This is a genomic window from Novosphingobium sp. CCH12-A3, assembly GCF_001556015.1.
Taxonomy (GTDB): domain Bacteria; phylum Pseudomonadota; class Alphaproteobacteria; order Sphingomonadales; family Sphingomonadaceae; genus Novosphingobium; species Novosphingobium subterraneum.
Window position 1 is genome coordinate 1 of sequence record NZ_LSIA01000210.1, and the last position, 8,476, is coordinate 8,476.

The window sequence follows — 8,476 nt, forward strand, 5'->3', positions numbered from 1 at the left end:
GAAGCGCTTATGCGCTTCCTACTCCACTCAAGATCATCGGGTGGGGCTGGATGTATCTGTCGACCGTGCTCGACGACTTCTCGCGCTACATCATCGCCTGGAAGCTGTGCACCAACATGCGAGCCGAGGACGTCACCGACACGCTGGACCTCGCCCTGGCGGCTTCTGGTTGCGACAGCGCCACGGTGCTGCACAAACCCCGGCTACTCAGCGATAATGGTCCCAGCTACATCGCGGGTGAGCTGGCGGAATACATCGAGGCCCGGAAGATGAGCCATGTCCGCGGCGCCCCGTGTCATCCCCAAACCCAGGGCAAGATCGAGCGCTGGCACCAGACCCTGAAAAACCGCATCTTGCTGGAAAACTACTTCCTGCCCGGCGACCTCGAAGCCCACATCGAGGCCTTCGTCGAGCACTACAATCACCAGCGATACCACGAGAGCTTGGCCAACGTGACGCCTGCCGACGCCTACTTCGGCAGGGCTCCGGCAATCATCAAACTGCGCGAAAGGATCAAGCGACAGACCATCGAACATCGGCGCTTGCAGCACCGCAAGTTCGCCGCCTAACATCAACCCCCTGACGAGGTCCGCACTCCGCTAATCTACGCCGCGAGTTGTGCCGAATGTTCTGACGACGGACAGCCGGCCGAGCAGAAGACGTAGCGCTCGCCTTCATACTCAGCCTTGTGAGCGGTCCTGGCGGGATCGACCACCATGCCGCAGACCGGATCATGGTCGACGTGACCGGACGGCGTTACGCCGTCCGGCTCATGATGGTGATGATGGCCGTGCGCCCCAGTCACCTCGGCGGCGCGTTCGCTCTTCTGATCGTCGTCGGCCATTCATCACCTTTCACACGCCGCGCGTGCCTTCCGGTCTCTGTTCACTCCTCGATCAGATGGAACTCTTCGAGCAGCTTGGCGATCTCGGTGCCTTCGAGCTTCTTCATCAGCAGCTTGCGCAGGAAGGCTGGTCCGGGAAGGTCGATGCCCTTGCCGTCCCGCAGCGGACCGATCGCTGCCAGCAGCGTACGGATATCGTAGGTCGAGTTGAAGACTTCCGGCACGCCGCGCTCGACATTCATCAGGGTGTAGACGGCCTCCATCGGGGTCCTCACCGAATATTCCGTGGTGAAGATGCAGTCCCGCTGTTTCGATTCCGCGAACTGTCCGATGAAGGCGAAATTGACCGCGCCCTCCGGCACCACGTCCGGCCGGTCACCCGCCTGGCGCGGCATGAAGAAGGCGGTGATATAGGGCATCATCGTGGGCACGGTGCTGGCGCCGGAGGCTGCGAGCTCCGGAATGTCCTCGACCGGTACACCGAGATGGTAGAGCCACTCCTGGGTGATTTCCTCGCCGGTGCATTCCTGCATTGGCTTCTTCACATAGTCGCCGGGCTTGTCGACAAAGAGCGCGTAGAACCAGGCGATCATCTGGTCCTTGGGCTGCTTCTTGAAATGCGGCTGGCGATGAACCGTCCAGCTCAGCAGCCACGCCGAGTCCTTCACCGTGACGATACCCGCCGAGACGATCTTGCCGGTGAAGGGGTTGCGCTTGGTGATCTTCTCGACATAGGCCGGAATACGGGCATCGAGGGCGGTAATCGATGCCGAGGCCCATTTCGTTTCCGGGATATGGGCCCCGAATACGTCCGGGCGGCCGAAGGCCGGATCCTTCGCCGCGATCCGCCGCCACAGGTCCCAGGCCGGCGCCGGTCCTTCGTTGAGCTTCGCCGGCGTCTTGTGATCGCCATTGTCGGAATTCTCGGTCAATGAGCCGATGGTTATGAAGACGAGATCGTCTGGCGCGAGATCGACGCCGCCTTCGACGCCGCGCTCTTTCCAGTGAATGCGGGTCGCTTGCTTGCGGCCGGGCTGGATGTCGAAATCGACGTCGGTGACCTCGACGCCGTAGCGGAACGTGACGCCGTGATCGGTCAGCCACTTCACCAGCGGCAGGACCATGGATTCATACTGATTGTAGCGATTGAACTTGAGCGAGGAGAAGTCGGCGAGACTGCCGATATGATGGATGAAGCGGTGCAGGTAGAGCTTCATTTCCAGCGCCGAATGCCATTCCTCGAAGGCGAACATGGTGCGCCAATAGAGCCAGAAATTGCTCTTCAGGAAATCTTCGCCGAAGACCTCGTTGATGCGCTTGTTCTCCATCTCCTCGCGTGTCGCCAGGAAAACGGAGAGCAGGTCCTTCTGGGCCTTGTCGTTCAACGTCAGCAGCGCCTTGTCGGGCACGTCCTGGCCCTGGTTCTGCGTCGTACGCTGGAGCGAAAAGTTGGGGTCGTCCTTGTTGAGCCGGTAGAATTCGTCGAGGACGCTGGCATCCTCGATCTCCAGCGAGGGGATCGAGCGATAGAGGTCCCACAGGCACTCGAAATGCTCCTCCATCTCGCGGCCGCCGCGAATGACGAAGCCCTTCTCCGGCACATCAAGACCATCGAGCGCGCCGCCGGGGATTCCCAGCTCTTCCAATATGGTGATGCGATCGCCCGCAACGCCGCCGTCGCGGATCAGGAAGGCGGCGCCGGCGAGCCCCGCCAGCCCCGAGCCGACGAACCAGGCCGTCTTCTTGTCGGCCCCCTCGGGCTTGCGGGGACGCACGAAGGCTTCATAGTTTCCACTGCTATAGTGCATGGCGAACTCCTGTTCTTCTTGTTGGGATCAGTCTGCGGAGGGTTTGTAGCTGTAGAAGCCTTCGCCCGAGGCGATGCCGAGCCTGCCCTTGTCGATGTAGTTTTCCTTCAGCCATGCCGCGAGCGACTGGGCGTGCTCATCGCCATGCGACAGAATGTTGTAGGGGGTGTTCAAGCCGATGATGTCGTAGATCTGGAACGGCCCCATCGGCGCGCCGGTGGCGATCCGCCAGACCTTGTCGACATCTTCCGGCTCGGCATAGCCGCCGGCCGCCAGATCGGCGGCCGCGTTCAGGAGCGGCACCAAAAGCGAATTGAGGACGTAACCCGCTTTCTCCTTGCGCACCGGGATCGGCACCATGCCGATGGCCGAGGCGAAGGCGATCAGGGCATCGAACACGGCCGGATCGGTGTCGTCGGTGCCCATCACCTCGGCGGTGTTGAACTTCCAGATGCTGTTGGCGAAGTGCAACGCCAGAAACCGGTCCGGGCGGCCGGTGAAGGCCTTGAGGTCGGTCGGCAACAGGGTCGAGCTATTGGTAGCGAAGATCGCCCTTTCCGGCGCAAGCCCCGCGAGCTTCTCGTAGAGCGCCTGCTTGATCGAGAGAAGCTCCGGAACCGCTTCGATCACGAGGTCCGCGTCCGCGACGGCCGAACCGAGATCGGCGGACAGGGTGATGCGCTGCAGGGACTCGGCGGCCTTGCCGTCGGCCGCACCGGCCACCTCCTTGCCATAGGTCTCGACGAGCATGGCAAAACGCTGCCTTGCCTGTTCAAGCGCCTCCTCGCTGGTGTCGTAGGCGGTAACGTCGAAGCCGCTATAGGCGGTCTGGAAGGCTATCTGGCTCCCGAGGACGCCCGTGCCGAGAACCGCCACTTTCCTGATATCGCTCATTCAATCTCCTTCTGCGCGGTATCGTCACCAAGAAACGGAGCCGCCACCTCCACCGGGACGCGGGCCAGCTTGCCGGTTTCCCGATCGACAAGGGCCCACTGGGTCAGCGAGGCGACGAGCGTCCGCCCGTCTTCATCATGGAATTCGACGCATCGTGCATAGCGCGCACCGCGCGGCACTCCGACGACCCAGGTGATCGCGCTGACCGCGTCTCCCGCCCGGACATTGCCGCGATAGTCGACCTCATGGCGCAGCACGACCGCGACGAACCGGTCGCGATCTTGCGGACGCGCGGCCGTTAGCCAGTGCGCCACCGACGCATCCTGGATCCAGGTCATCCAGACAGCATTGTTGACATGGCCGAGTTCGTCGATGTCGGCGTCCTGGGCGCGGAAGCGGATATGGAAGCGCCGATGCTCATCCACCTCGCCGACGAGCGGGTGTCCGTGCTCATCGCAGCCGATGCGTCGACGATCTGACACGATCCCGCTCACGAATACGCCTGCTCCTCATGCGACGAACCCAGTCCAGCCATGGCGCGGAAGAAGCCGACGAGCATCTCGTCGCGCGGCATGGCGCCTTCGACATCGCCCTGGACCGCCAGTCCCATCCAGAGCGCGTATAGACCGATGCCCGTCTGCATCGGCGGCAAGGCCGGACGCAGTGCGAAGCGTTGCGTTAGATCGGCAACGAGTTCACCGAACATCCGATAGCAGGCCGCCTTGCCCTCCCGGTGCCGCTCGGCGAAAGCCGGATCGCGCCGCGCGTGAAGCTGCAATTCGATCGAGAGGAGCGACCATTGCGCTTCACCGGCCAGCTTCGCGAGCCGGGCGGCCAGCACCTGGAGCGTTGCCTCGATATCATCGCCGGAGCAGTGCGCGACCAGGTCGCGAAGCAGTGTGACCTCATCCTGGATATGGCTCTGCAGGATCTCGACCAGCAGATCGTCCTTGCTGGCGAAGTTCGAGTAGAAGGCACCCTGCGAATGGCCGGCCGCGCTGCAGATGTTGCGGATCGACATGGCGGCGACCCCCTCCTCGATGATCGAGGTATGTGCGGCGGCGATCAGCCGGTCCCGCGTCTGGCGCTGCGTGTCCTTGCGCGTAAGCGGCATGGGTTCGTTCTCCAACCAACGGGCGAGACGTGCGAAACCTTTTCGGCGGTTCCGCGTTCTCAGTAAAAACCAGATATCAACTGATATCCGAAATCAACGGCGATTTCGACCCGAAATCGTCCGCAGTATCGAAATTAAAACGCGAAGGAGTGCCCTTGGCTGAAACCTACATTGGCTATTCCCCGGACGTGGAGGTTCTCGGCGAAGACGAGGAGCGGCTGACCGCCGAAATCCTCGAGATCATGGCCACCACCAACCGTAAGGCCTTCGAACGCCACCGCCATGCAGTGCGCGACGCCCATGCCAAGAGCCACGGGTTCCTGAAGGGTGAGTTGGTCATCCCGGAACTGCCGGAGCATCTGCGCCAGGGGCTTTTCGCTCGTCCCGCCACCTATTCCGTGGTGATCCGCCTCTCATCAGCGCCCGGAGATATTCACTCCGATACGATACCGGCTCCGCGCGGTATGGCGATCAAGGTCATTGGCGTGGCGGGGGAGCGGCTTCTCCCCGAAGACCAGGGCCGCAACCAGGATTTCCTGCTGGTCAATATCCCGACCCTGAGCTTCGGCACGATCGATAAATATCGCCAGCTCATCGGCCTTCTGGAAAAGAATGCCCAGAACCCGGCCGTTCTCCAGCGCGCCATGGCCGGGGTGGCGCGGGGAGTGGAAGCCGCGGTCGAAGCGGTCGGCGTCGAGCCCGGCGCCACGCTGCGCGGTCTCGCGCGCGACAATGACCATCTGCTTGGCGAGACCTATCACTCGATGGCGGCGATCCGCTTCGGCGACTACATCGCCAAGATCAGCGCTGCACCGCTCTCCGACAATGTCCGGGCACTCGCCGGCAAGGATGTCGGCGCGGTGGAGGACGCCACCATGCGCGATCTGGTGGTCGAGCATTTCCGCGATCAGAGCGCGGAGTATCAACTGCGCGCCCAGCTCTGTACCGATCTCGAAAGGATGCCGGTCGAGGATGCGGCGGTGCTCTGGCCGGAAGATCTCTCGCCGCACCAGCCGATCGCCACGCTGCGCATTCCCCCTCAGGACGCCTATTCGCCAGCGCGGCGGGTCTATGGCGATGACGTGCTGTCCTTCAACCCCTGGCACGGCATCCGCGATCATCAGCCGCTCGGCTCGATCATGCGGGTGCGCATCGCCGCTTATGAACGTTCCGCCCGCTACCGCCACGAAATGAACGCGCAGCCGCGCGTCGAGCCGACGAACATCGACGCCATTCCGGACTGACGATCCGATCGTCAACCAAACTTACGAAAGGAGGCCAGCCATGGCCGAGACCGAAGAAACCCCTCAGATCGACGAAACCCGCCTTCAGGCCATCCGCCGCCGGATCGAGGAAGTGGCCGGCGACGCGCCGCAGCTCGCCAAGCTCGCCCTCGAGCAGATGGTGACGAAGCATAATCCAGACCTCAAGGGCACCGCCGGCTCCGCCGGCCGTGTCGGCGCTCAGTCCGGCAATGTCTCGGAGCTTACCGCCATCGCCAACCTCAAGCCAGGCGGCGCGGACCGGCTGAAACGCATCTTCGGGCTGGTGAACGGCAATTTCGACGGAGCACAGAAGGTCGGCACACTGCACAATATGCGCTTCGTCTTCTTCGACAACGACACGCGCATCCTGTTCGCCACCGCCTATGATGGCGACTGGGACACCTATATCAACGACTTCGCCACCAAGATCCCCGACCTGATGGACCTGCTCTTCGCCTCGGTCGAGGGCTGGCCGGGCATTGCGAGCCCCAAGGTCAAGGACTTCATCGCCGAGCATCAGATCACCGCCGCCGGCTGGTTCGTCGCCAACCCGCAGGTGACCGTCGTCGATGTGCGCCGGCTCCAGCGCATGGAGCATGCCGTCAACGAATTTCTCGACAAGGTGAGCTGAGCAATGGCGATCCTTCAGAAACTGAAAGAGCGCTTCCGGCGCGACAGCGTCACGCTCGACCTGCACGACATCCAGGCGCTGATTCTGCGAAGCCGGCCGGAGCCCTATGTCGGCATCCATGCCATGCTCCATTTCGACGAGGCCGAGGGCGCGCGCGACCTCCTCGGCCGGCTCGCGCCGCATATCGCCTCGGCCGACAACTGGAGCGACGATCTCGATTTCTGGATCGGGGCCGCACTCAGCTTCGAGGGGCTGAAGGCGCTCGGCCTGCCGGAAGCACAACTCAAGACCTTCCCGCTCCCCTTCCAGCAGGGCATGCCTGCACGCGCGGAGCAGCTTCGCGACTTCGGGCCCAACGCGCCTGAAAAGTGGGAAGAGGTCTTCAAGCCGGGCAACTGCCATCTCGCGCTGACCATCTATGCCGTGAATGATGCGGCGCTCGACAAAGCGCTGGCGACAGCGCGCGCCGAACTCGACCGGAGCAGCGGCGTGACCCTGCTCGGCGAGCATCGCTTCGGTGCGCCGGATGGCGCGAAAAACCCGTTCGGCTTCCGGGATTCGATCTCCCAGCCCGCAGTGGAGGGCAGCGGCGTTGATCCGCTGCCAGGCGAGGAGCGGCCGATCAAGGCCGGCGAATTCATCCTCGGCTATGAGAGCGAGAACGGCCAGCCTCTCGGCATGCCGGAGCCCGCCGCGCTCGGCAAGAACGGCACCTTCGTCGTTTTGCGCAAGTACAACAGCCGGGTCGGCTGCTTCAACGCCTTCCTCAAGGCGCATGGCGAGACGCCGGAGGAACGCGAGCTATTAGCCGCCAAGATGTTCGGGCGCTGGCGCTCCGGCGCGCCCTTGACGCTGTCGCCCGACCATGACGATCCCGACCTCGGCGCCGATCCGCAGCGCAACAATGACTTCACGTTCAAGGAAGACCCCAAAGGCCGCGTTGTGCCGCTCGGCTGCCATATGCGTCGACTCAATCCCCGCGATTCCGAGCTGACGCTGCTTACCGACGTCAACATCCACCGGATCATCCGCCGCTCCTCGACCTTCGGACCGGTCTATTCCGAGGATGTCGCGCCGGAAGACGATGCCGAAGGCGATCGCGGCCTGTTCTTCATCTTCATCAGCGCGCGTGCCTATGACACGATCGAGTTCATGCAGCAGGAGTGGATCAACCGAGGCAATTTCGTCGACCTTGGCGAAGAGCGCGATCCGATCGTTGGCCTGCATGAGGATGACGGCCGGTTCACGATCCCGCAGGCGTCGGCGCGCAAGCGCATCGACGGTGTGCAGACTTTCAATGTCATGAAGGGCGGCGAATATCTGTTCATGCCAAGCCTGTCCGCGCTCAAATGGCTGGCGGCCGGGAGCTGGGGTTAGGAACCCGCCGGTCAGTCGTTGGCCTTTGTGAAGATGAACGTGCAATTCATCAGGATCGCTGCGCTCGGCCTCACCATGATCTTTGCCAGTCGCGTCTGGCCCGATCGGTAATCCTGACTGTCCGCCGTCAGCTGCATCGGGAAAGTCGAGCCGTCGCGGCGCTGGCCGACCACGACGCGACCGAGGCCAATGATCCGGCGCTCGCCGGTCTGCAGATAATGCGCGAGATATTCGTCATGCCGGTCGCGATCGGGCTGGGGCATGAGGCAGGAGACGTTGCGGCCGACGAGCTCGGCTTCGCTGTAGCCGAACAGGCGTTGTGCCGCTGCGCTGAACGACGTGATGGCGCCGGTCTCGTCGATGATGATCATCGCATCCGGCACCGTCGCCAGAATCGATTGCAGATGCTGCTCGCGGGTCTCGATCGATGCGCGGACCGCCGCCTCGTCGGTGACATCGCGGCTTATGCAGGCGAAGCCTCGATGTGTGTCGCCTTCGAACAGGGCGCTGATCGTCAGGCGCGCGAGATATTCCGCGCCGTTC

Annotated in this window: 9 protein-coding genes and 1 pseudogene; 4 read left to right on the top strand and 6 right to left on the bottom strand. The window is 63.1% G+C overall.

Annotated features, from left to right (window positions below):
* Positions 1–569, top strand: a 569-nt coding sequence (locus tag AX703_RS16130; protein ID WP_156452095.1) for a DDE-type integrase/transposase/recombinase, incomplete at its 5' end; no start/stop codon positions are given.
* A 35-nt stretch (positions 570–604) separates the two neighbouring features.
* Here AX703_RS16130 and AX703_RS16135 read toward each other — a convergent pair.
* The 5 genes from AX703_RS16135 to AX703_RS16155 form a co-directional block, all read right to left on the bottom strand.
* The gene (locus AX703_RS16135) at positions 605–844 is read right to left on the bottom strand and encodes a YHS domain-containing protein (protein WP_007407177.1); all 240 of its coding nucleotides are present in this window, start codon (positions 842–844) and stop codon (positions 605–607) included.
* Between the two features lie 41 nt (positions 845–885).
* Positions 886–2,652 carry an oleate hydratase gene (locus AX703_RS16140; protein WP_062345497.1) on the bottom strand — a complete coding sequence of 589 codons (1,767 nt, stop codon included), beginning with the start codon at positions 2,650–2,652 and terminating at the stop codon, positions 886–888.
* Positions 2,653–2,679: 27 nt separating this feature from the next.
* A complete protein-coding gene (locus AX703_RS16145; protein ID WP_062345500.1) occupies positions 2,680–3,546 on the bottom strand; it encodes a 3-hydroxyacyl-CoA dehydrogenase in 867 nt (288 codons plus the stop codon).
* A complete protein-coding gene (locus AX703_RS16150; protein ID WP_050794237.1) occupies positions 3,543–3,971 on the bottom strand; it encodes a thioesterase family protein in 429 nt (142 codons plus the stop codon). Before AX703_RS16150 ends, AX703_RS16145 begins: the two co-directional genes overlap by 4 nt.
* A gap of 65 nt (positions 3,972–4,036) precedes the next feature.
* On the bottom strand, positions 4,037–4,660 hold the full coding sequence (locus AX703_RS16155) for a TetR/AcrR family transcriptional regulator (RefSeq protein WP_007407173.1): 624 nt from the start codon (positions 4,658–4,660) through the stop codon (positions 4,037–4,039).
* A gap of 29 nt (positions 4,661–4,689) precedes the next feature.
* Between AX703_RS16155 and AX703_RS16160 the strand changes: the two genes are divergently transcribed.
* From AX703_RS16160 to AX703_RS16170, 3 genes are read left to right on the top strand one after another with little or no spacing between them, the layout of a single operon-like run.
* Entirely contained in the window at positions 4,690–5,904 is a 1,215-nt protein-coding gene (locus AX703_RS16160; protein WP_231735570.1) for a catalase family protein, read from the top strand.
* A 40-nt stretch (positions 5,905–5,944) separates the two neighbouring features.
* Entirely contained in the window at positions 5,945–6,556 is a 612-nt protein-coding gene (locus tag AX703_RS16165; RefSeq protein WP_062345501.1) for a hypothetical protein, read from the top strand.
* 3 nt (positions 6,557–6,559) lie between these two features.
* Positions 6,560–7,933: a hypothetical protein gene (locus AX703_RS16170; protein WP_062345503.1), complete on the top strand. Its 1,374-nt coding sequence runs from the start codon at positions 6,560–6,562 to the stop codon at positions 7,931–7,933.
* A 125-nt stretch (positions 7,934–8,058) separates the two neighbouring features.
* Here the strand turns inward: AX703_RS16170 and AX703_RS16175 are convergent.
* Positions 8,059–8,476, bottom strand: a pseudogene (locus AX703_RS16175) (PAS domain S-box protein); the annotation flags it as partial.

Bases quoted from the DNA above. Each gene is read 5' to 3' on its own strand.
- AX703_RS16135 (WP_007407177.1), bottom strand. From the start codon at position 844: ATGGCCGACGACGATCAGAAGAGCGAACGCGCCGCCGAGGTGACTGGG.
- AX703_RS16140 (WP_062345497.1), bottom strand. From the start codon at position 2,652: ATGCACTATAGCAGTGGAAACTATGAAGCCTTCGTGCGTCCCCGCAAG.
- AX703_RS16145 (WP_062345500.1), bottom strand. From the start codon at position 3,546: ATGAGCGATATCAGGAAAGTGGCGGTTCTCGGCACGGGCGTCCTCGGG.
- AX703_RS16155 (WP_007407173.1), bottom strand. From the start codon at position 4,660: ATGCCGCTTACGCGCAAGGACACGCAGCGCCAGACGCGGGACCGGCTG.
- AX703_RS16165 (WP_062345501.1), top strand. From the start codon at position 5,945: ATGGCCGAGACCGAAGAAACCCCTCAGATCGACGAAACCCGCCTTCAG.
- AX703_RS16170 (WP_062345503.1), top strand. From the start codon at position 6,560: ATGGCGATCCTTCAGAAACTGAAAGAGCGCTTCCGGCGCGACAGCGTC.